The following is a 20,298-nucleotide window of genomic DNA, read 5'->3' as shown; positions in this document are numbered from 1 at the left end:
CTGCCGGGGCAAGCGCATCCCGAAAAGTGTGAAGCGGTTTTCGGACAAGATGCGCGCAAAAATGCCGGGGCGGCCGGTTTAAGAGAATGTCAGGCTTTGGCCATCATTCTTCCGCAAGAATTGAATTTGCGATGGAGTTATGCCGGGGTCTGTTGTGGTTCCTCCCCGGCGGCGTGAGGGATGAAGGTCAAAAGCTTCCGGCCCGCGCATGATGAGCTACTACAAGGAGACGGAGCGGAGGCTCCGGATTAGGTTATGGCAAGGCAAGAACAAGCCAACGACGTTTTCGCCCTTACCTCTTTCCTCTATGGCGGCAATGCCGACTATATCGAGGAGCTGTATGCCAAGTACGAGGATGATCCCACTTCGGTTGATCAGGAATGGCGCGATTTCTTCGCACAGCTGAAAGACAATGCCGACGATGTGCGTAAGAACGCACAGGGCGCAAGCTGGACTCGCAAGAACTGGCCAATTCAGGCCAATGGCGAGTTAATCTCGGCACTCGACGGCAATTGGGCCGAAGTCGAAAAGCATGTGACCGACAAGCTGAAGGGCAAGTCTGCAAAAGGTGATGCCAAGTCCGCTTCTGCTGCCGCACTGACTTCGGAAGAGATTGCACAGGCTGCACGCGACAGCGTTCGCGCCATCATGATGATCCGCGCATTCCGTATGCGTGGCCATCTTCATGCCAATCTCGATCCGCTTGGCCTTGCTGAAAAGCCAAACGATTTTAGCGAACTTGATCCGGCAACCTATGGCTTCACGCCTGCCGATTACGATCGCAAGATCTTCATCGATAACGTTCTCGGTCTTGAATACGCGACTGTTCCGCAGATGCTTGAAATTCTCAAGCGCACCTATTGCGGCAATATCGGCGTAGAATTCATGCACATCTCTGATCCGGTCGAAAAGGCCTGGATTCAGGAACGCATCGAAGGTCCGGACAAAGGCTATGCTTTCACTGCTGAAGGCAAGAAGGCCATTCTGTCGAAGCTGATCGAAGCTGAAGGTTTCGAACAGTTCATCGACGTGAAGTACAAGGGCACCAAGCGTTTCGGTCTTGATGGCGGTGAATCGCTGATCCCGGCGCTGGAACAGATCGTCAAGCGCGGCGGTCAGATGGGCCTCAAGGAAGTCGTGCTTGGCATGGCGCACCGTGGTCGTCTGAACGTGCTTTCGCAGGTTATGGGCAAGCCGCATCGCGCAATCTTCCACGAGTTCAAGGGCGGCTCCTATGCGCCTGACGATGTGGAAGGTTCGGGCGACGTGAAGTACCATCTTGGTGCATCGTCGGACCGCGAGTTCGACGGCAACAAGGTTCACCTTTCGCTGACAGCAAACCCGTCGCATCTTGAAATCGTCAACCCGGTTGTCATGGGCAAGGCACGCGCCAAGCAGGACCTGCTTGTTGGCCGTACCCGCGATGACATGGTGCCGCTGACGGAACGCGCCAAGGTTCTGCCGCTGCTTCTGCACGGCGATGCTGCTTTCGCAGGTCAGGGTGTTGTTGCCGAGTGTCTCGGTCTTTCGGGTCTGAAAGGTCACCGCGTTGGCGGTACTCTGCACTTCATCATCAACAACCAGATCGGCTTCACCACCAATCCGGCCTTCTCGCGTTCTTCGCCTTATCCATCGGATGTGGCAAAGATGGTTGAAGCGCCTGTTTTCCACGTCAATGGTGACGATCCGGAAGCTGTTGTCTTCGCAGCCAAGGTTGCGATGGAATTCCGCATGACCTTCCATAAGCCGGTGGTCATCGACATGTTCTGCTACCGCCGCTTCGGCCACAATGAAGGTGATGAGCCTTCATTCACCCAGCCGTTGATGTATAAGGAAATCCGCGCGCACAAGACAACTGTTCAGCTTTACAGCGACAAGCTGATTGCTGAAGGTCTTCTCGCTCAGGCTGACATCGACAAGATGAAGGCTGAATGGCGCGAAAAGCTTGAACAGGAATTTGAAGCCGGTCAGAGCTACAAGCCGAACAAGGCTGACTGGCTGGACGGTGCCTGGGCTGGCCTGCGCACGGCAGACAATGCCGACGAACAGCGCCGTGGCAAAACCGGTGTTCCAATTAAGACGCTGAAAGAAATCGGCAAGAAGCTCGTTGAAGTGCCAAAGGACTTCAATGTTCATCGCACCATTCAGCGCTTCCTCGACAACCGCGCCAAGATGATCGAAACCGGCGAAGGCCTCGATTGGGCAACGGCTGAATCGCTGGCATTCGGTTCGCTGGTTTCCGAAGGCAGCCCGATCCGTCTGTCCGGTCAGGACGTGGAGCGCGGCACCTTCTCGCAGCGTCACACGGTTCTCTATGATCAGGAAACCCAGAACCGTTATATCCCTCTGAACAACATTCAGAAGGGTCAGGCGATCTACGAAGCCATCAACTCGATGCTTTCGGAAGAAGCGGTACTTGGCTACGAATACGGTTATTCGCTGTCCGATCCGCGTGCTCTGGTTCTCTGGGAAGCCCAGTTCGGTGACTTCGCCAACGGTGCTCAGGTAGTCTTCGATCAGTTCATCTCATCTGGTGAACGCAAGTGGCTGCGTATGTCGGGTCTTGTCTGCCTTCTGCCACATGGCTTTGAAGGGCAGGGTCCTGAACATTCCTCGGCTCGTCTGGAACGCTGGTTGCAGATGTGTGCGGAAGACAACATGCAGGTCGCAAACGTCACAACGCCGGCTAACTACTTCCACATTCTGCGCCGTCAGATGAAGCGTGACTTCCGTAAGCCGCTCATCATGATGACGCCGAAGTCGCTGCTGCGCCACAAGCGTGCTGTTTCGAGCCTCAACGAACTGTCGGGCGATTCATCGTTCCACCGTCTGCTTTGGGATGACGCACAGTACAACAAGGGCGATGGTATCAAGCTTCAGAAGGATGCCAAGATCCGCCGCGTCGTTCTGTGCTCGGGTAAGGTCTATTACGATCTTTACGAAGAGCGCGAAAAGCGTGGCATCGACGATGTCTACCTGCTGCGCGTGGAACAGCTTTATCCGTTCCCTGCCAAGGCGCTCATCAACGAGTTGTCGCGCTTCCGTCATGCGGAAATCGTCTGGTGTCAGGAAGAGCCGAAGAACATGGGTGCGTGGTCGTTCATCGATCCGTATCTCGAATGGGTTCTCGCTCATATCGACGCCAAGCATCAGCGCGTTCGTTACACCGGTCGTCCGGCTGCGGCATCGCCTGCAACCGGCCTGATGTCGAAGCACCTTGCACAGCTCGAGGCTTTCCTTGAGGATGCGCTGGGAAACTAATTTAATTTTCGGCGGGAAGCGGTTTGGAAAAGCTGCTTCCGGCTTGAATTGAAATCAAATCTAAAGATCGAAGATCAACGGAAGAAGAAACCATGGCTACCGAAATTCGCGTTCCCACGCTTGGGGAGTCCGTTACTGAGGCAACCATCGGAAAGTGGTTCAAGAAGGTCGGCGATGCTATCGCTGTCGATGAACCTCTGGTGGAACTGGAAACCGACAAGGTAACAGTGGAAGTTCCAGCTGCGGCTGCGGGCGTACTGGCCGAAATCGTGGCACAGGAAGGCGACACGGTTGAAGTGAACGCACTGCTTGGCCAGATTTCTGGCGCAGGTGCTGCACCTGCCCCCAAGAAGGAAGAAGCCAAGCCAGCAGCAGCTGCTGCTCCGGCTGCGGCAGCTCCTGTTGCGTCGACATCGTCGGGTCCGGCAATGCAGCCTGCGCCTGCTGCCTCCAAGCTTCTTTCTGAAAACGGCCTTTCCGCTGATCAGGTTGAAGGTTCGGGCAAGCGCGGTCAGGTTCTCAAGGGTGACGTTCTCGACGCAATTGCTAAGGGTGTTTCGGCTGCTCCAGCCGCTCAGGCTCCTGCTGCCGCTGCACGTCCGGCTTCGTCGGCTGACGATGCACCACGCGAAGAACGCGTGAAGATGACCCGTCTGCGCCAGACCATTGCCAAGCGCCTCAAGGACGCTCAGAACACCGCTGCGATGCTGACGACTTACAACGAAGTCGACATGTCTGCGGTGATGGAACTGCGTTCGCGTTACAAGGACATTTTTGAGAAGAAGCATGGCGTCAAGCTCGGCTTCATGGGCTTCTTCACGAAGGCCGTGACCCATGCGCTGAAGGAAATCCCGGCTGTTAACGCCGAGATCGACGGCACTGACATCATCTACAAGAACTTTGCGCATGTCGGCATGGCTGTCGGCACCGACAAGGGCCTTGTTGTTCCTGTCATCCGCGATGCCGATCAGCGTTCGATCGCTGGCGTTGAAAAGGAACTGGGTCGCCTTGCTAAGGCTGCACGCGACGGTTCGCTCTCGATGGCTGACATGCAGGGCGGCACCTTCACCATCACCAATGGTGGTGTGTACGGCTCGCTGATGTCTTCGCCGATCCTCAACTCGCCGCAGTCGGGTATTCTCGGCATGCACAAGATCCAGGATCGTCCGGTTGTCGTCGGTGGTCAGATCGTCATCCGTCCGATGATGTATCTGGCTCTCAGCTACGATCACCGCATTGTTGACGGCAAGGAAGCAGTGACCTTCCTCGTTCGCGTCAAGGAAAGCCTGGAAGATCCAGAGCGTCTGGTTCTTGACCTTTAAGGAATAGAGCTATGGAGCCGGGTATCTTTTCCGCGTCGCCTTTTCTCCCGCTGATCGGCTGGAGTGTGGTTCTGCTGGTGGTTCATATCCTCCTGCAGGGCTGGACGGCGACGAAGGAACTCGGCTCCCAATGGAATGCGGGTCCGCGTGATGAAGGGCGTAAGCCCTCCGGCCATCTGGCTGGTCGCGCGGAACGTGCTTCTGCCAATTTCCGCGAGACCTACCCTGCATTTATAGCACTTGCGCTTGCACTTGTGTTCAAGGGCGATGCAGCAGGTTTCGGACTTTATGGTGGTTGGGTCTGGTTTGCCTGCCGCATCATCTATGTACCGCTTTATCTGGCGGGTATTCCTTATATCCGCTCGCTCGTCTGGATCGGTTCGCTGGCCGGGCTTGCACTCATGTTTTTCAATCTGGTTTTTTGACGGTTGCCTGCATCCCTGAGATGCGGGGCGAGGAAAAGTGATGCATCCCTATCTGTTTGAACTTGCATCCCTGATGGCGATCTTCGTCTTTGCCATCGTTTCGCCGGGCGCTGATCTCGCCATGGTTATCCGCCAGTCGTTGATGCAGGGGCGTCGCGAGGCAATCATTACCAGTTTTGGTATTGGCGCGGCCTTCATGATGCATGTCACCTATACGGTGCTTGGTCTTGGGCTGATCATTTCCCAGTCGATCTATCTCTTCAATATCGTGAAATGGTGCGGTGTGGCCTATCTGGTCTATATCGGCATCAAGGCACTGCGTGCTAATACGACGAAGATCGATATCGATATGAGCGCACAGGACCAGCAGCGCAAGCAGAGCGCTCTCAAGGCTTTCAGTCTGGGCTTTGCCGCCAATGCGCTTAACCCCAAGGCCGTATTCTTCTTCCTTTCGATTTTCTCGACGGTTGTGAGCCTTCATACTCCGACTGAAGTGAAGCTTGGCTATGGCGTGGTAATGGCCACGGCATTGATTTCATGGTTTATCGGTGTCAGCCTTTTTATGACGACGCCAAAGATGCGCGCGGTTTTTTCGCGCGCCTCCAAATGGATCGACAGAACAAGTGGTGTGGTTTTCATTGCACTTGGTCTGAAACTTGCCATTGCAAAAGCACAGTAACAGAGCGAAAGCGCAGTAATCACTGCCGGGAATACGAGGAGAACCGACAGATGCATGACGTTAAGAAGCTCTTCAAAGTGGTGGCGGCATCAGCTCTTGCCGTGACGGTTTTCTCAAGCGCCGTTCAGGCCGCCTGTACGCAGAACCGTGCAGTCTATCGCGATCAGGGCGATGCATACACGCTGACTTTCCATGCCGCGCAGTCCAATGCGCTCAAGATGACCCCGGCACCGACCAATGAATTCACGATTACTGCTGATGACAAGCCGGAGTTCAAACTCTCAGGTCTCGTCATTTGGCCGGAAGAAGGGGTTGCACGCCCCTATGCGCTCATTACCTATAACTGCAAGAATGGGGGCACCGAACCGGAAGACCTCGATGATTGCAGCCTCTGGCAGAGCGTTGTCTATGCGCTGAAGGAAGGCGCGGAAGCGGATGTGCTGCCAAAGGCCGATGAGCCGGCCGCGCAGGCAATTCTGTTTCCTGATCTGGCAACAGCGCTTGACGGATATGATTTTGGCGCAGCGAAACCAGAAAAGGCGCTTCAATTTGAAAGCTTCCGTTTCAAGTCGTGCTCGCCTGAAGAAGAATGATCGGATCGCCGATCTTATAAAAGTTTAATGGCCATTGCTGGTCATTCTGGATCAGACTGAAGAAGGATAGTTCAATGTCTTATGATGTGGTTGTCATTGGTACCGGCCCCGGCGGTTATGTAGCCGCAATCAAGGCCGCACAGCTTGGCCTTTCAGTGGCCGTAGTAGAAAAGCGCAAGACCTTTGGTGGCACCTGTCTCAATGTTGGCTGCATTCCTTCCAAGGCGCTGCTTCATGCGTCTGAAGTGTTTGCAGAAGCCGGTCACTCTTTCGATACGCTGGGCGTTGAAATCAGCAAGCCAAAGCTCAATCTCGAAAAGATGCTGGCTCACAAGGACGCGACCGTTAAGTCGAACACGTCTGGCGTTGAGTTCTTGTTCAAGAAGAACAAGATCACGCCTTACATCGGCACTGGCAAGATCGTCGCCAAGGGCAAGGTTTCCGTGACTGCTGAAGACGGTAGCGTTCAGGAAATCGAAGGTAAGAACATCATCATCGCAACTGGTTCTGATGTTGCGGGCATTCCGGGCGTTAAGGTCGACATCGACGAGAAGGTCATCGTGTCGTCAACCGGTGCGATTGCTTTCGACAAGGTGCCGGGTCATCTGGTTGTTGTTGGCGGTGGTGTGATCGGTCTGGAACTTGGTTCCGTCTGGGCACGTCTTGGCGCGAAAGTGACCGTTGTTGAATATCTCGACAAGGTTCTGGGTGCGATGGACGGCGAAGTATCCAAGCAGTTTCAGCGTCTTCTCGAAAAGCAGGGCATTGCCTTCAAGCTGAGCGCAAAGGTTACTGGTGTTGAAAAGGCTGGAAAGGGCGCGAAAGTGACTTTTGAGCCGGTCAAGGGTGGCGATGCTGAAACCATTGATGCCGATGCGGTTTTGATTTCGACGGGTCGTCGTCCATACACGGATGGTCTTGGTCTGCAGGAAGCTGGCGTGAATGTCGATGATCGCGGTCGCGTTGCAATCGATGGTCACTGGCGCACCAATGTCGAAGGCATCTATGCCATCGGTGACGTGGTTCAGGGCCCGATGCTCGCGCATAAGGCCGAAGATGAAGGCATTGCCGTTGCTGAAATCATCGCTGGTCAGGCAGGACATGTAAACTTCGACGTCATTCCAAGCGTTGTTTACACGCAGCCGGAAGTAGCCTCCGTCGGCAAGACCGAAGAAGAGCTGAAAGCCGCTGGCGTGGAATACAAGATCGGCAAGTTCCCGTTCACTGCAAACGGTCGCGCACGCGCCATGCAGCACACGGACGGCTTTGTGAAGATCCTCGCCGACAAGGCAACGGATCGCGTTCTGGGTGCTCATATCCTCGGCTACAATGCCGGTGAAATGATCCATGAGCTGGCCGTACTGATGGAATTCGGTGGCTCGTCCGAAGATCTTGCACGCACCTGCCACGCGCATCCAACCATGTCGGAAGCGGTTCGCGAATCTGCCTTGGCAACCTTTGCCAAGCCAATTCACATGTAATCGTGGTCACACGTAATTTCCGGGTTTATCCGGATGCAGAAAGGCCCGCGAAAGCGGGCCTTTTTCATAGGGTTAGTTCTGTGCCGGTGGGGTTGCAGGCGGTGCTGCTGGTGGCGTTGTTGTTTCGCCCTGTGCCGCGGGTGGTGGTGGCGGTGCAGCCGTATCTGTGGAGCCGCCGCCTCGATAGAAGAAATAGCCCAGGATCAGAATTGCAGCGATCAGGATGACCGCAAGCAAAATACCGCTACTGCCTCTGGGTTGTGGCGGTCTGGCAACCGGGTCGGCCATTGGATCAGCGTGACGCGGATTGTTTAGTGGATCGTTGCGTGGATCGAGTGGGTCAACCATTAGCTCTCCTCCAGTTGGTTGCAACCATTGGAAAGTCTAACGCGAGCAGGCCGGGATGGTTCCACTTCTGGACATGCGCTTACATTGCTGTGAGCTTATAGCCCTGCGCGCGCAGCAGTTCTACCAGTCCTTCCTTGCCGGGCAGATGCAGGGCGCCGACGGCGATAAAGGCGTCACCATTGGCAAGGACGGGGGCCACGCGTTGCGCCATGATGTGGTTGCGGTCTGTGAGCAAGACTTTCTGGAAAAGGTCGTAGTCTTCCTTGGACAGACTGTCGGGCACGATTTTCCGCAATGCGGGCATAATCATGCCGATGTCACCCTGAAGATAGAGCGCAATCGTGGTTTCCATGGCGTCTTCGATGTTGTCGCCATATTGGGCGGCAGAAATCAGGTTGCGAATATGGAAATCAAGCGGAAGCCGGTTCATCGCCTCAAGCTGTTCAACTGCACTTTCAAGACCGATGACGGTTCGGCCTTGATCCTGCGCTTCCGTAATCAGATAGCCGTCGAGGAAGTCTGCCCCTTCCAGCTTTCTTTGCCGTTCGCATTTGGGCAGGGCCAACAGGCTGGTGATGATCCACGGCTTCATTTTGCCGACGGCACCCAGAATGATGCCGCGCGCTTCCAGCTTTTTGTCGATCTCTTCAAGCCGATCCTGTGGCAAATGCGATTGCAGCGTTGAGCCATCGGTGAACTGTATCAGCTCAGGCTGTTCAACTTTAACCCGTAGAAAGGCTTTCTGATCGACAATGTCGGTTGCTTCGACCACGATCTTGTCGGCGTCGTCATAGGCTTTGGTCACAGCGCCGGGCAGGGCCATTACGCGCGGATCACTCAGATGGATGGTCCCGAACAGATAAGACGGTTCGAGGCCGTCTTTCTCGATTTTCCAGAAGATACCCTTATGATTAGGCATTTCTTCCGCTTCTGCCTGAAGCTCGGACCAGAGCTTGGGGTCCTTTTTGTCTAGACCATCAATCAGATTGACCCCATGCGGGGAGCAGGCGGCGTCAGTGCTTTGCGCACGCGCATTGGCTGAACTGGCGATGAGGGCACAGGCAAAAAGGAAGAACAGCTTTTTCATGAAGTGAATATAGGATGGTTAGTGTCGGATGGCACCCCTGATTAAGCGCGAGGATGCGCTTTGTCATAAACATCAAGCAGCCGAGCCGTATCGACGCCGGTATAGACCTGCGTTGTTGAGAGGCTCGCATGGCCAAGCAGTTCCTGAATGGTGCGCAGATCACCGCCGCGGCCAAGCAGATGCGTGGCAAAGGAATGGCGAAGTGCGTGCGGGGTAGCAGTGTCGGGAAGGCCGAGACCGGCGCGTAATTTCTGCATTTCGCGCTGGATGATGGCGGCGTGAAGTTCTCCGCCCTTGGCACCTCTGAACAAAGGTTTGTCGGCTGAGAGATCGAATGGGCACAACGCGCGATACTGGGCGACAGCGCGATGCACGGCTGGCAACAGCGGGACCATGCGGGATTTTCCGCCCTTACCGGTGATTGTGATCGACAGCACAGATGCGTCGTTTAACGCATCGCCTGCAAGGCCGAGCGCTTCTGAAATGCGAAGACCGCAACCATAAAGCAGTGTGAGAACGGCAGCATTGCGCGCTGCGATCCATGGCTCCTCAGCCATCTGGCCATCGGCAGCGACGACGCGACGGGCATCTTCTGCCGTTAACGGCTTTGGCAGCGATTTTGGCTGGCGCGGCGCACGCATGGCACTCGCGCCTGCGGCATTGACCAGTCCGAGCTTTTCCAGATGCCGTAGCAGTGAACGAATGCCAGCAAGTCCGCGTCCGAGTGTGCGAGCACCGGCACCGTCATTCCGGCGGTTGGCCAGATACGAACGCAAATCGGCGACACGCAGATTGCCGATGTCTTTGATCGCAGGCGGTTCGCCGAGGTGACCGGTCAAAAATTGCAGAAACTGGCGGGTATCGCGCTCATAGGCTTCAACAGTGTTCTCCGACAGACGGCGCATGTCTTTGAGCGATTTCAGCCATTCCTCGCGCGCTGCCGCAAGATCGGCGCGGGCAGGGATAAGGAATTCGGCTTTGCTCGTCATGGTCGGGATTCGCTGTTTGAGTTGCGGTTATTACAGTCTGACAGCGATAGGTTGCCGGGCAGTAAAGAAGCCGCTTATCGTTTTTCTTGGCGTTTTCATGGGAAATTGAGTAAGCGATTAGAAATTGTATCTAATCACGGAATTATTCATGCCGCGTCCAGAAAACCCAATCCAGCTTGCCGTTATCGGAGCCGCCCATGGCATACGTGGCGAAGTCAGGGTCAAGACATTTACCGACGATCCGCTAGCTGTTGCTGATTACGGCCAGCTCTATGATGCGCAGGGCAAGGCTTATGAAGTGCTGGAAGCCCGCTCTGCGAAGAATGTGATTGTTGTACGCTTCAAGGGCATCAATGATCGCAATGCTGCCGAAGCGCTGAACGGTACCGAGCTTTTCATCGACCGTTCGCAGCTGTCTGATGAGGAGCTCGATGAAGACGAATTCTTTCAAACCGATCTGATTGGCCTTGAAGCGCTTGATGCTGACGGCAAATCTTACGGTGTTGTGAGTGCTGTTTTCGATTTCGGTGGTGGCGACCTGATCGAGCTGAGCCTGAAGGGCAAGCGTCCGATGCTGATCCCGTTCACCGAAGCTGCAGTTCCTGAGATCGATTTCGAGGCCGGCACAATTCGGGTTGAGCCTTATGCGGCCGGACTTATCGCGGATGATGACGACAATCCGTTAAATGAGCGCGGCAAGCCACAGAACGATAAGAAGAATGAACAGAAGCGACCAAAGAAGCCATGAGTGAACAGTCTGATACGGATAAGGTTGTGCCGGGTTTTCATGCCTCGGTGCTGACGCTTTATCCCGAGATGTTTCCTGGTCCTTTGGGCGTCTCGCTTGCGGGCAAGGCACTCGCAGAAAACACATGGTCGCTCGATACCGTGCAGATTCGTGACTTCGCCGAAGGCAAGCATCGCATGGTGGATGACACGCCATCGGGTGGCGGCGCAGGCATGGTGATGAAGCCGGATGTGGTGGCGCGAGCGCTCGATTCGGTGGCTGATGATCGCCCGATGCTGCTGATGAGCCCACGCGGCGCGCCGCTCACACAAAAGCGCGTGCGCGCGCTCGCTGACGGTCCGGGTGCGATTATTCTGTGTGGTCGTTTTGAAGGCGTCGATGAACGGGTGATCGAAGGACGCGCTCTCGAAGAGATTTCCATCGGCGATTATATCTTATCAGGTGGTGAGACTGCGGCTATCGTTCTGCTGGATGCGATTGTGCGGCTTCTGCCGGGCGTAATGGGTAATCGGGAATCCGGCGAAACAGAAAGCTTCGAAACCGGGCTTCTTGAACATCCGCATTATACCCGCCCGCAGGTATGGGAAGATCGCTCGATCCCTGAAATTCTCACCTCCGGCAATCATGGTGCGATTGATAAGTGGCGTCACGCTGAGGCGGAACGCATCACAAAGCAACGTCGGCCTGATCTTTGGGAAGCCTATCGCGAGGGCAAACGCAAATGAACCTGATCCAGCGGCTCGAAAGTCTTTCCCTCGCGCTGCTGGCGCTGGGTGCATATTGGGTGAGTGGTGCAAGCTGGTGGCTTTTTGCGATTCTCATCCTTGCGCCTGACCTGTCGTTCTTTGCCTATCTCAAAGGTCCGCGTACAGGCGCTGTTGTCTATAACGTCGCGCATAGCTGGATTGGCGTTGTGCTTGTAGCGGTGCTTGGCTGGGCCATGAACTGGCCGCTTTGCTTTGCGGTTGCGCTCATCTGGGCGGTTCATATCGGCGTTGATCGCGCGCTTGGCTTTGGTTTGAAGTATGGAACCGGTTTTCAGGATACGCATCTTGGGCGGATTGGCGGGAAATAGCGATTTCGCAGCGCTGATATTGATTCATTTGCAGCAATGGTGTATTGCCGCGCCAGTTCGGGAAAACCCGACATCTTTAAACCAATAGATGGTGTACCGCTCCTGCCTGATTTTTCGGGCATACCCACAAGGCCTTAAGTGCTTGGTGGCAAGTGCAGAGCGCTCTGACTGTTTGAGAAGAATTCGTAAAGGAGTCAGATGATGACCGACATTATTCGTCAGCTTGAAGCCGAACAGGCAGCAAAGATCGAAGAAAAGCGCAAGCTTCCAGATTTCCAGCCAGGTGACACCGTTCGCGTTCAGGTTCGCGTTACCGAAGGTACGCGTACCCGCGTGCAGGCCTATGAAGGCGTCTGCATCGCCCGCTCCGGCGCTGGCATCAACGAAAACTTCACCGTTCGCAAGATTTCTTACGGCGAAGGCGTAGAGCGCGTATTCCCAGTTTACTCGCCAATCGTTGAAGGCGTTGAGCTCGTTCGCCGCGGTAAGGTCCGTCGCGCGAAGCTTTACTACCTTCGTGGCCTCACCGGTAAGGCTGCTCGTATTGCTGAGAAGAAAGACAACCGCACCAAGGCAGAACGCGAAGCCGATAAGGCCGCTGCTGCTAAGGCAGAAGCTGCAAAGACTGCTGCTGAATAAGCACCTCTCTGCAAGAATCTGAAAAAGGCGGTCTTTAGACCGCCTTTTTTATTTGCAAAAGCCGAAAGGCTGCGTAACATATCGCATAATTTCGCCAACATTGCGCAAGATTGTTACTGCGACACCCTGTTGCGGTTTGTGTTTCTTGACGAAATGCAGCGGCGGGTGCATATGACAGCCAAATTAAGAACTATTCAAAGGAACTCTCGCAATGAGCGCGCCGCGTACACTTTACGACAAGATCTGGGACGACCATGTAGTGGATCAGCAGGACGATGGTACCTGCCTCCTTTATATTGATCGCCATCTTGTGCACGAAGTGACAAGCCCGCAGGCTTTTGAAGGTCTGCGTATGGCAGGTCGTCAGGTGCGTCATCCTGAAAAGACGCTGGCTGTTGTCGATCACAACGTTCCAACGTCGAAAGACCGCGTGAATGGCATCAAGAACGAAGAAAGCCGCATTCAGGTTGAGGCTCTGGCCAAAAACGCTGCTGACTTCAATGTTGAATATTACTCCGAGCGTGACCGCCGTCAGGGTGTTGTGCACATCGTTGGTCCGGAACAGGGCTTCACGCTGCCGGGCATGACGATTGTTTGCGGCGACAGCCACACGTCGACTCACGGTGCTTTCGGCTCGCTGGCACATGGTATCGGTACGTCGGAAGTCGAGCATGTGCTTGCGACTCAGACGCTGATCCAGAAGAAAGCCAAGAACATGCTGGTGCGTGTTGAAGGTGAACTGGCACCGGGCGTCACCGCCAAGGACATCACGCTCGCCATCATCGGCGAAATCGGCACCGCAGGTGGTACCGGCTATGTAATCGAGTATGCAGGCAGCGCCATTCGCTCGCTGTCGATGGAAGGTCGCATGACCGTCTGCAATATGTCGATTGAAGGCGGCGCACGCGCTGGTCTGATCGCGCCGGACGAAACGACCTTCGCTTATGTGCAGGGTAAGCCGCGCGCACCGAAGGGCGAAGCGCTGGAACAGGCTATCGGCTATTGGAAGACGCTGCATTCTGATGAAGGCGCGCATTTCGACAAGATCGTTGAGCTGGACGCTGCCAAGATTTCGCCGGTTGTATCCTGGGGCTCGTCGCCTGAAGACGTCGTCTTCGTCACGGACATCGTCCCTAACCCGGACGAGATCAAAGACGAAACCAAGCGTGCATCCAAGTGGCGTGCGCTCGATTATATGGGCCTGAAGCCAGGCACCAAGATGACCGACATCAAGATTGATCGCGTGTTCATCGGCTCATGCACCAACGGTCGTATCGAAGATCTTCGTGACGCTGCCCGTATGGCCGCTGGCAAGAAGGTTGCTAATGGCGTTAACGCGATGATCGTTCCGGGTTCCGGCCTTGTGAAGGAACAGGCGGAAGCTGAAGGCCTCGACAAGATTTTCATCGAAGCAGGTTTTGACTGGCGCGAGCCGGGCTGCTCGATGTGCCTTGCTATGAACGACGACCGCCTGAAGCCGGGTGAACGTTGCGCTTCGACCTCGAACCGTAATTTTGAAGGCCGTCAGGGCTTCAAGGGCCGCACGCATCTGGTATCGCCTGCCATGGCAGCGGCTGCAGCCATCGCCGGTCACTTCGTCGATATTCGCGACTGGAACTAAGCTCTTTCGTGAGCAAGTTTTAAAAAGCCGCCGGAGTGATCCGGCGGCTTTTTTCATATGTGCGTGAGGCTCATCGCAGACTGGTTTGTTTACTAAATTAGCTGCTTTTTCATGCTTTGGATGTATAAGGGCTATAAGGTGAAAATCATTCTCCTGTTTCGCTGAAAACGGCGGAATTTGCGGGGCTTAGAATTGGGGAATGCGGGCCGCATTGGCTTCGCAGGCAGGGGCCGGAAAGCGCGGATGGACGGAGCAGAATTTATACTGCTGATCAATATGACCGTTTCCGGTCTGTTTGCGTTTACCTTTCTGGGTATCGCGGCTTTTGCACGCGATAACACAGCGGCGCCGATTTTCGCATTGGGCTTCGTTTTCGCGATGCTCTACTTTTTGACAGAACTGCTAATCCCCTCGATACCAAATGCCAAGCTTGGTTACATGCTGGGTTTTGCCACCTATTTCATGACGCTTGCCTGTCTGGTAATCGGCCTTGCGCGGATGTATTCGTCACCCGTTCCATGGTTTCCATTGGGGTTGCTGCTCGTCGGTTCGCTGTCGCTGGTCTATGGCATTTACGACATTGCGCGCAGCGAAATGCTGGGTCGCATTCTTTATCAGTCGCCTTACTTCCTCACATTGATGCTGGCTGTCTGGGTCATCATGCGAGGGCGATTGAGTGCTCGCGCTAAAAGCCGTCCATTCGGTCGGTCGTGGGGTACGCTTGATGGGCTGATGGCAGGTTTGTTTACGATCAGTGCCATTCATTTTCTTATCAAGCCCGTATTGGCTTCGCTGGTTGGCGGCGTGGGTGTTGATCCTGACGACTATGTCAGAACAGATTATGCGTTGCTGGTTCAGTCGATTGGTGCCGGTCTTTCGGTAGCGGCAGGACTTCTCTTGCTGCTCTGCCTGATGGGTGAGCTGATTTCCGATGTGACGCTTCGCTCGGAAACGGATCAGCTTTCCGGTCTCCTCAATCGCCGTGGTTTTGAATTCAGAGCCGAGGCTGCAATCGAAAAATCCAAGCGGATGCGGCAGGCTCTTTCGCTGATCGTCTGCGATATTGATTATTTCAAATTGATCAACGACACGCACGGTCATGCTCTCGGTGATCGCGTGATTGCAGCTTTTGCTGATGAACTTCGCAGGTCGGCTGCGTCCAAGGGCGGTATTGCTGCGCGAATGGGTGGTGAGGAGTTTGCCGTGCTGCTTCCCGGACACACGATCCAGTCGGCATGGCGTTTTGCAGAACGGGCGCGATTGGCCTGTGCCGATATCACGCTGCCTGGCGCTTCAGGGGATGTGGCATTTGCGGTCAGCTTCGGGGTCACGGAAATGGAGTTCGACGACTTCTTTTCCGATGTCTACAAGCGGGCAGACGGAGCGCTTTACGAGGCCAAGAAGAATGGTCGAAATTGCGTTCGCACGGCTTTGCCGATGATGCTGGACGACAATGTCGTGGAGTTCCGGGGAACCGGCAATGGTCGCAAGCTGATCTGATTTCGCAAGCAATGCGCTTTACCTTTGGGCGGGCTCTTGTCTACACCCAGCTCTCGTCTACAATTGAGATGTTTCCGATTTCTGGAAATATGTTTGAGGGAAAGATTGCTCATGACCACAGATCATGCCGTCGATATTGCGCTTCTTCACCTGCGAGATGCCCATGAGTTCTCGGCACTGCTCGCAAGCTACGCGCAGGCATTGAAGCGTGGCGCGCCGCGTCGTCCGGATGAATTCTATGCCGAGCATCTCCTGCAGGATCGCGCTACCGAGATTCTGGGTGCGCGGGTTGATGGCAATCTGGTCGGATTCGTGATCTTCTACGATCTTCCGGAGCCGGTCTCAGGTCTGCGCGCCGGTCAGGTTGACCATATTTATGTACACCACGATCATCGCGGCAAAGGCATCGCAAAGGCGTTGATTGATCTGCTTGCTGACAAGGCAGAAGAACGCAGCTGGTCCAAGCTTGTCCTTAATGCGCCCCGTGTACCGGAGGATGGTCGCAAGCTCTACGAACAGATTGCAGCTGCTGCCGACTGGTCCAGTTACGTGATTCGCTTCGGGAACTAGGCTTATCCGCAAAAGTGGATGAAATTACACATGTTTTTCGAGATTTCGGACTTCAATCGTTTAAAATCCGAAATCACGCGAAAGTGTCGTCGAGGTGCGACCAATTGTTAGTCTTTTCGTGAAAAAGCTTCTTTGACGTGGTGGTAAAAGCGCAGTAGAAAGCGCCACATAGGGTCGTGTAGCACGATCCAGCCACATTTTCTGGGTCGTGCCGACGCAGGATCGAAAATTCCGTTTCCTGCGTTGTGAGCGACATCGAACTCGGTTTTACAGCATCGGCCTAAAAATCGTTTCTGATTTTTGGAAAGCACGATGCGTAGATTCAAGAAGTTGGAGCGTCCTTTGTGCGTCCATTCGGAAGCACGGTGCTCCAAATGAACCGGCCATTCATTTCATTGTGCCAGCAAGAGCTGGGCAAGATGAAATGGGTAGAAACGTCAGGGAAGCCCACGAGAGCCATGACACAACCGACCGCTACGCGTCAGCGTCCTTTGTCGCCGCATTTGTCGATCTATCGACCAAAGATCACGATGACGATGTCCATCATCCATCGTATCACCGGCGGCGCACTTTATTTCGGAACCCTTCTTCTCGCCGCATGGCTGATTGCCGCCGCAATCGGCGAAGATGCGTTCAACATGGTGAGCTGGGTCTATAGTTCATGGATCGGCTATCTGGTTCTGTTCGGCTATACCTGGGCGCTTCTGCACCATCTGGCCGGCGGCGTACGCCATTTCATCTGGGACATGGGTGCCGGACTTGAAAAGCACACGGCCAGCAAAATTGCCTGGCTGACGCTGGCCTTCTCGCTGCCTGCAACGATCCTTGTCTGGGTTGTTGCTTTCGCAGTGCGCTGAAAGGAGTTCTGACATGAACGATATGCGTACACCTCTCGGCAAGGTTCGCGGTCTGGGCTCGGCCAAAGAAGGCACCGGCCATTTCTGGTTTCAGCGTATGAGTGCTGTGGCACTCGTCCCGCTGGTTCTGTTTTTCATCGGTCTGGTTATTTCGCTCCATGGCGCAAGCTATGCGGAAGTGAAATCCGTTCTGGCACATCCGTTCACCGCTCTGGTGATGGCGCTGTTCGTGCTGACCGGCGTTTACCACATGCGTCTTGGCATGCAGGTTATTATTGAAGATTACATTCACGGCGAAGGCCTGAAGGTCCTGCTCGTCATGCTCAACACCTTCTTCACGGTTGTTGTTGGCGTGGCTTGCGTCTATGCGATCCTCAAGCTGAGCTTCGGAGGTTGATAGCCCGATGGCTAGTGCAGAAAAAAACGCGGCCAGTGCTGCGGGCGAAAAGAACTACAAGTTTGTAGATCACAAGTTCGACGTTGTTGTCGTTGGTGCCGGTGGCGCAGGTCTGCGTGCAACGCTCGGTATGGCTGAGCAGGGCTTCAAGACCGCTTGCATCACCAAGGTTTTCCCAACCCGTTCGCATACGGTTGCAGCACAGGGCGGCATCGCCGCTTCGCTCAAGAACATGGGCCCGGATAGCTGGCAGTGGCATATGTACGATACCGTCAAGGGATCGGACTGGCTGGGCGATACCGACGCAATGGAATATCTGGCGCGTGAAGCGCCTGCTGCGGTTTACGAACTGGAGCATTACGGTGTGCCTTTCTCGCGTACCGAAGAAGGCAAGATCTATCAGCGCCCGTTCGGTGGCCACATGCAGAACTTCGGCGACGGCCCTCCGGTTCAGCGCACTTGTGCTGCTGCTGACCGTACCGGTCACGCGATCCTGCACACGCTTTACGGCCAGTCGCTGAGAAACAATGCGCAGTTCTTCATCGAATATTTCGCGCTGGATCTCATCATGACTGATGGCGTCTGCACCGGCGTTGTCGCCTGGAACCTCGATGACGGTACAATCCATCGCTTTGCCGCCAAGATGGTGGTTCTGGCGACGGGCGGTTATGGCCGTTCCTATTTCTCGGCAACCTCGGCCCATACCTGCACCGGCGACGGCGGCGGCATGGCAGCACGCGCTGGCCTTCCGCTTCAGGACATGGAATTCGTTCAGTTTCATCCGACCGGCATTTATGGTGCGGGCTGCCTGATTACTGAAGGCGCACGCGGTGAAGGCGGCTATCTGGTCAATTCCGAAGGCGAACGCTTCATGGAGCGTTACGCGCCTTCCGCCAAGGATCTTGCTTCGCGTGACGTTGTCTCACGCTGCATGACCATGGAAATCCGCGCCGGTCGCGGCGTTGGCAAGAACAAGGACCACATCTACCTGCATCTCGACCATCTTGATCCGGCTGTTCTGCATGAACGTCTGCCGGGCATTTCCGAGTCGGCCAAGATTTTCGCAGGCGTCGATGTGACCAAGGAACCGATCCCGGTTCTGCCAACCGTTCACTACAATATGGGCGGCATTCCAACCAACTATTGGGGCGAAGTGCTTAACCCGACGCAAGAAGATCCTGACCGCGTTCAGCCGGGCCTGATGGCTGTGGGTGAAGCAGGTTGCGCTTCCGTGCACGGTGCAAACCGTCTCGGCTCCAACTCGCTGATCGATCTGGTGGTGTTTGGCCGTGCCGCTGCAATCCGCGCTGGCGAAGTCATCGACCGCGCTGCAAAGATTCCAGACATCAACGAAGCAGCGGTCGAAACGATCATGGATCGCTTCCATCGTCTTCGTTATGCCAACGGTTCGACGCCAACCGCAGAACTGCGCGAAAAGATGCAGCGCACCATGCAGGAAGACGCTGCCGTGTTCCGTACGGACGAGTCGCTCAAACAGGGCGTCGCACGTATGGCGGAGATATGGAAAGAACTGCCGGACATCAAGGTCTCTGACCGTTCGATGATCTGGAATTCTGATCTGGTTGAGACGCTGGAACTGGAAAACCTGATGGCTAACGCGATGGTGACAGTCGTTTCGGCTGAAGCCCGTCACGAAAGCCGCGGCGCACATGCGCATGAGGATTTCCCGGACCGTAACGACGCTGAATGGCGTAAACACACCCTTTCCTGGCTGTCGCCAAATGGCGACGTGAAGCTTGATTACCGCCCTGTTCATCTCGATCCGCTGACGACCGAGGAAGAAGGCGGCATCAGCCTGGCCAAGATCGCGCCTAAGAAGCGCGTTTACTGATCGAGGGAATGAGCAATGGTTGAACTCGCACTTCCCAAGAACTCCCGTATGCAGGAAGGCAAGACCTGGCCGCGTCCAGATGGTGCCAAGAATGTAACGGAGTTCCGCATTTATCGCTGGTCGCCGGATGACGACGCAAATCCAAGCATCGATACCTATTATATCGATCGCGATGATTGCGGCCCGATGGTGCTCGACGGTCTTCTCTACATCAAGAACAAGATCGATCCGACGTTGACGCTGCGCCGATCGTGCCGTGAGGGCATTTGTGGCTCCTGCGCAATGAACATCGATGGCGCCAACACGCTCGCCTGCACCAAGGGCATGGACGAGATCAAGGGTTCCATCAAGGTGTACCCGCTGCCGCATATGCCGGTGGTGAAGGATCTGGTGCCTGATCTCAGCAACTTCTATGCTCAGCACCGTTCGATTGAGCCTTGGCTCAAGACGGTTTCGCCAGAGCCGCAGAAGGAATGGCTGCAGAGCCACGAAGATCGTCAGAAACTCGATGGTCTTTACGAGTGCATTCTCTGCGCCTGCTGCTCGACCTCGTGCCCCAGCTACTGGTGGAACGGCGACCGTTACCTTGGACCAGCTGTTCTGCTTCAGGCCTATCGCTGGCTGATCGACAGCCGCGACGAAGCCAAGGGCGAACGTCTCGATAATCTCGAAGATCCGTTCCGCCTGTATCGCTGCCATACGATCATGAACTGCGCGCAAACCTGCCCGAAGGGTCTCAACCCTGCCAAGGCGATTGCCGAAATCAAGAAGATGATGGTCGAGCGCCGCGTGTAAAACGTGTTTTTATAATCGACGGAAAGGGAGGCTCATGCCTCCCTTTTCTTTTATATGTA

General features: G+C 55.2%; 20 protein-coding genes. 17 read left to right on the top strand and 3 right to left on the bottom strand.

The features are described 5' to 3' along the window. Positions 1-255 precede the first annotated feature (255 nt). From KMS41_10405 to lpdA, 6 genes are all read left to right on the top strand, one after another. Entirely contained in the window at positions 256-3,261 is a 3,006-nt protein-coding gene (locus KMS41_10405) for a 2-oxoglutarate dehydrogenase E1 component (protein ID QWK77484.1), read from the top strand. A gap of 92 nt (positions 3,262-3,353) precedes the next feature. Next, positions 3,354-4,583, top strand: a complete 1,230-nt coding sequence (gene odhB, locus KMS41_10400) for a 2-oxoglutarate dehydrogenase complex dihydrolipoyllysine-residue succinyltransferase (GenBank protein QWK77483.1) — start codon at positions 3,354-3,356, stop codon at positions 4,581-4,583. An 11-nt stretch (positions 4,584-4,594) separates the two neighbouring features. Further along, positions 4,595-5,008: an MAPEG family protein gene (locus KMS41_10395; GenBank protein ID QWK77482.1), complete on the top strand. Its 414-nt coding sequence runs from the start codon at positions 4,595-4,597 to the stop codon at positions 5,006-5,008. A 40-nt stretch (positions 5,009-5,048) separates the two neighbouring features. Next, positions 5,049-5,687, top strand: coding sequence for a LysE family translocator (locus KMS41_10390; GenBank protein QWK77481.1), 639 nt, complete (start codon positions 5,049-5,051; stop codon positions 5,685-5,687). A 50-nt stretch (positions 5,688-5,737) separates the two neighbouring features. After that, on the top strand, positions 5,738-6,280 hold the full coding sequence (locus KMS41_10385) for a hypothetical protein (GenBank protein ID QWK77480.1): 543 nt from the start codon (positions 5,738-5,740) through the stop codon (positions 6,278-6,280). Between the two features lie 74 nt (positions 6,281-6,354). Next, complete coding sequence (lpdA, locus tag KMS41_10380) at positions 6,355-7,761, top strand: dihydrolipoyl dehydrogenase (protein ID QWK77479.1); 1,407 nt, start codon at positions 6,355-6,357, stop codon at positions 7,759-7,761. A gap of 72 nt (positions 7,762-7,833) precedes the next feature. Here lpdA and KMS41_10375 read toward each other — a convergent pair whose 3' ends face one another. The 3 genes from KMS41_10375 to KMS41_10365 form a co-directional block, all read right to left on the bottom strand. After that, positions 7,834-8,109 (bottom strand): hypothetical protein, encoded by a 276-nt coding sequence (locus KMS41_10375; protein ID QWK77478.1) that lies wholly within the window; start codon positions 8,107-8,109, stop codon positions 7,834-7,836. 79 nt (positions 8,110-8,188) lie between these two features. After that, the gene (locus KMS41_10370) at positions 8,189-9,196 is read right to left on the bottom strand and encodes a TraB/GumN family protein (GenBank protein QWK77477.1); all 1,008 of its coding nucleotides are present in this window, start codon (positions 9,194-9,196) and stop codon (positions 8,189-8,191) included. 41 nt (positions 9,197-9,237) lie between these two features. Continuing rightward, positions 9,238-10,185 (bottom strand): tyrosine recombinase XerC, encoded by a 948-nt coding sequence (locus KMS41_10365; GenBank protein QWK77476.1) that lies wholly within the window; start codon positions 10,183-10,185, stop codon positions 9,238-9,240. A 148-nt stretch (positions 10,186-10,333) separates the two neighbouring features. Between KMS41_10365 and rimM the strand changes: the two genes are divergently transcribed. The 11 genes from rimM to KMS41_10310 all read left to right on the top strand — a co-directional run bounded on the left by rimM (position 10,334) and on the right by KMS41_10310 (position 20,239). Continuing rightward, positions 10,334-10,933 (top strand): ribosome maturation factor RimM, encoded by a 600-nt coding sequence (gene rimM / locus KMS41_10360; GenBank protein ID QWK77475.1) that lies wholly within the window; start codon positions 10,334-10,336, stop codon positions 10,931-10,933. Further along, positions 10,930-11,658: a tRNA (guanosine(37)-N1)-methyltransferase TrmD gene (gene trmD / locus KMS41_10355; protein ID QWK77474.1), complete on the top strand. Its 729-nt coding sequence runs from the start codon at positions 10,930-10,932 to the stop codon at positions 11,656-11,658. The genes rimM and trmD overlap by 4 nt, the downstream gene beginning before the upstream one ends. Further along, positions 11,655-12,008: a DUF4260 domain-containing protein gene (locus tag KMS41_10350; GenBank protein QWK77473.1), complete on the top strand. Its 354-nt coding sequence runs from the start codon at positions 11,655-11,657 to the stop codon at positions 12,006-12,008. The genes trmD and KMS41_10350 overlap by 4 nt, the downstream gene beginning before the upstream one ends. Before the next feature lie 201 nt (positions 12,009-12,209). Beyond that, complete coding sequence (gene rplS, locus KMS41_10345) at positions 12,210-12,647, top strand: 50S ribosomal protein L19 (GenBank protein QWK78842.1); 438 nt, start codon at positions 12,210-12,212, stop codon at positions 12,645-12,647. Between the two features lie 211 nt (positions 12,648-12,858). Next, the gene (gene leuC / locus KMS41_10340; protein ID QWK77472.1) at positions 12,859-14,268 is read left to right on the top strand and encodes a 3-isopropylmalate dehydratase large subunit; all 1,410 of its coding nucleotides are present in this window, start codon (positions 12,859-12,861) and stop codon (positions 14,266-14,268) included. Positions 14,269-14,511: 243 nt separating this feature from the next. Continuing rightward, positions 14,512-15,768 carry a GGDEF domain-containing protein gene (locus tag KMS41_10335; protein QWK77471.1) on the top strand — a complete coding sequence of 419 codons (1,257 nt, stop codon included), beginning with the start codon at positions 14,512-14,514 and terminating at the stop codon, positions 15,766-15,768. 111 nt (positions 15,769-15,879) lie between these two features. Then, on the top strand, positions 15,880-16,338 hold the full coding sequence (locus KMS41_10330; protein QWK77470.1) for a GNAT family N-acetyltransferase: 459 nt from the start codon (positions 15,880-15,882) through the stop codon (positions 16,336-16,338). A 458-nt stretch (positions 16,339-16,796) separates the two neighbouring features. Then, positions 16,797-17,195, top strand: coding sequence for a succinate dehydrogenase, cytochrome b556 subunit (gene sdhC, locus KMS41_10325; GenBank protein ID QWK77469.1), 399 nt, complete (start codon positions 16,797-16,799; stop codon positions 17,193-17,195). Positions 17,196-17,208: 13 nt separating this feature from the next. Beyond that, the gene (gene sdhD / locus KMS41_10320; protein ID QWK77468.1) at positions 17,209-17,592 is read left to right on the top strand and encodes a succinate dehydrogenase, hydrophobic membrane anchor protein; all 384 of its coding nucleotides are present in this window, start codon (positions 17,209-17,211) and stop codon (positions 17,590-17,592) included. A 7-nt stretch (positions 17,593-17,599) separates the two neighbouring features. Then, complete coding sequence (locus KMS41_10315; GenBank protein QWK77467.1) at positions 17,600-19,444, top strand: succinate dehydrogenase flavoprotein subunit; 1,845 nt, start codon at positions 17,600-17,602, stop codon at positions 19,442-19,444. 15 nt (positions 19,445-19,459) lie between these two features. Next, on the top strand, positions 19,460-20,239 hold the full coding sequence (locus tag KMS41_10310) for a succinate dehydrogenase iron-sulfur subunit (GenBank protein ID QWK77466.1): 780 nt from the start codon (positions 19,460-19,462) through the stop codon (positions 20,237-20,239). The last annotated feature ends 59 nt before the right edge of the window (positions 20,240-20,298 follow it).

The sequence above is a fragment of the Ochrobactrum sp. BTU1 genome (assembly GCA_018798825.1).
GTDB lineage: Bacteria > Pseudomonadota > Alphaproteobacteria > Rhizobiales > Rhizobiaceae > Brucella.
The sequence above is the reverse complement of the archived record's forward strand: the minus strand, read 5'-3'. Positions and strand labels throughout refer to the sequence as shown.

Coding starts and splice junctions, on each gene's coding strand:
- KMS41_10405 (QWK77484.1), top strand. CDS start 256: ATGGCAAGGCAAGAACAAGCCAACGACGTTTTCGCCCTTACCTCTTTC.
- odhB (QWK77483.1), top strand. CDS start 3,354: ATGGCTACCGAAATTCGCGTTCCCACGCTTGGGGAGTCCGTTACTGAG.
- KMS41_10395 (QWK77482.1), top strand. CDS start 4,595: ATGGAGCCGGGTATCTTTTCCGCGTCGCCTTTTCTCCCGCTGATCGGC.
- KMS41_10390 (QWK77481.1), top strand. CDS start 5,049: ATGCATCCCTATCTGTTTGAACTTGCATCCCTGATGGCGATCTTCGTC.
- KMS41_10385 (QWK77480.1), top strand. CDS start 5,738: ATGCATGACGTTAAGAAGCTCTTCAAAGTGGTGGCGGCATCAGCTCTT.
- lpdA (QWK77479.1), top strand. CDS start 6,355: ATGTCTTATGATGTGGTTGTCATTGGTACCGGCCCCGGCGGTTATGTA.
- KMS41_10375 (QWK77478.1), bottom strand. CDS start 8,109: ATGGTTGACCCACTCGATCCACGCAACGATCCACTAAACAATCCGCGT.
- KMS41_10370 (QWK77477.1), bottom strand. CDS start 9,196: ATGAAAAAGCTGTTCTTCCTTTTTGCCTGTGCCCTCATCGCCAGTTCA.
- KMS41_10365 (QWK77476.1), bottom strand. CDS start 10,185: ATGACGAGCAAAGCCGAATTCCTTATCCCTGCCCGCGCCGATCTTGCG.
- rimM (QWK77475.1), top strand. CDS start 10,334: ATGCCGCGTCCAGAAAACCCAATCCAGCTTGCCGTTATCGGAGCCGCC.
- trmD (QWK77474.1), top strand. CDS start 10,930: ATGAGTGAACAGTCTGATACGGATAAGGTTGTGCCGGGTTTTCATGCC.
- KMS41_10350 (QWK77473.1), top strand. CDS start 11,655: ATGAACCTGATCCAGCGGCTCGAAAGTCTTTCCCTCGCGCTGCTGGCG.
- rplS (QWK78842.1), top strand. CDS start 12,210: ATGACCGACATTATTCGTCAGCTTGAAGCCGAACAGGCAGCAAAGATC.
- leuC (QWK77472.1), top strand. CDS start 12,859: ATGAGCGCGCCGCGTACACTTTACGACAAGATCTGGGACGACCATGTA.
- KMS41_10335 (QWK77471.1), top strand. CDS start 14,512: ATGGACGGAGCAGAATTTATACTGCTGATCAATATGACCGTTTCCGGT.
- KMS41_10330 (QWK77470.1), top strand. CDS start 15,880: ATGACCACAGATCATGCCGTCGATATTGCGCTTCTTCACCTGCGAGAT.
- sdhC (QWK77469.1), top strand. CDS start 16,797: ATGACACAACCGACCGCTACGCGTCAGCGTCCTTTGTCGCCGCATTTG.
- sdhD (QWK77468.1), top strand. CDS start 17,209: ATGAACGATATGCGTACACCTCTCGGCAAGGTTCGCGGTCTGGGCTCG.
- KMS41_10315 (QWK77467.1), top strand. CDS start 17,600: ATGGCTAGTGCAGAAAAAAACGCGGCCAGTGCTGCGGGCGAAAAGAAC.
- KMS41_10310 (QWK77466.1), top strand. CDS start 19,460: ATGGTTGAACTCGCACTTCCCAAGAACTCCCGTATGCAGGAAGGCAAG.